Consider the following 618-nt stretch of genomic DNA (forward strand, 5'->3'; position numbering starts at 1 on the left):
GTTCGACTCCTCTCGGGCGCGCTTTTATTAACGGGAAGTGGCTCAGCTTGGTAGAGCACCTGGTTTGGGACCAGGGGGTCGCAGGTTCAAATCCTGTCTTCCCGATATTCCCAAAAACATGGGGCCTTAGCTCAGCTGGGAGAGCGCCTGCCTTGCACGCAGGAGGTCAGCGGTTCGATCCCGCTAGGCTCCACTTATTTTAATATCATTTATGGCGGTGTAGCTCAGCTGGCTAGAGCGTACGGTTCATACCCGTGAGGTCGGGGGTTCGATCCCCTCCGCCGCTACCATAAAGGACCTTTAGCTCAGCTGGTTAGAGCAGACGGCTCATAACCGTCCGGTCGTAGGTTCGAGTCCTACAAGGTCCACCACTAAAGGTTTATATCTCGGAGGTATACCCAAGTTCGGCTGAAGGGATCGGTCTTGAAAACCGACAGGCGGCGAGAGTCGCGCGGGGGTTCGAATCCCTCTACCTCCTCCATTTTTTCTTAAATTACATATTATATCATCGCGGGGTGGAGCAGTACGGTAGCTCGTCGGGCTCATAACCCGAAGGTCGCAGGTTCAAATCCTGTCCCCGCAACCAAATGGTCCCGTGGTGTAGTGGTTAACATGCCT

At 54.4% G+C, this 618-nt stretch carries 6 tRNA genes; all 6 read left to right on the forward strand.

The annotated features are described in order from the left end of the window. Nucleotides 1-31 precede the first annotated feature (31 nt). Nucleotides 32-105, forward strand: a tRNA-Pro gene (locus MR170_RS30950). 15 nt (nt 106-120) lie between these two features. Next, nucleotides 121-193 (forward strand) — tRNA-Ala (locus MR170_RS30955). 20 nt (nt 194-213) lie between these two features. Next, nucleotides 214-290, forward strand: a tRNA-Met gene (locus MR170_RS30960). A gap of 4 nt (nt 291-294) precedes the next feature. Next, nucleotides 295-371, forward strand: a tRNA-Ile gene (locus MR170_RS30965). A gap of 17 nt (nt 372-388) precedes the next feature. Beyond that, a tRNA-Ser gene (locus MR170_RS30970) sits at nt 389-481 on the forward strand. Between the two features lie 28 nt (nt 482-509). Then, nucleotides 510-586: transfer RNA gene (locus tag MR170_RS30975), tRNA-Met, on the forward strand. Nucleotides 587-618 lie beyond the last annotated feature (32 nt).

The organism is Bacillus cereus group sp. BfR-BA-01524 (assembly GCF_022662595.1).
Lineage (GTDB): Bacteria > Bacillota > Bacilli > Bacillales > Bacillaceae_G > Bacillus_A > Bacillus_A thuringiensis_S.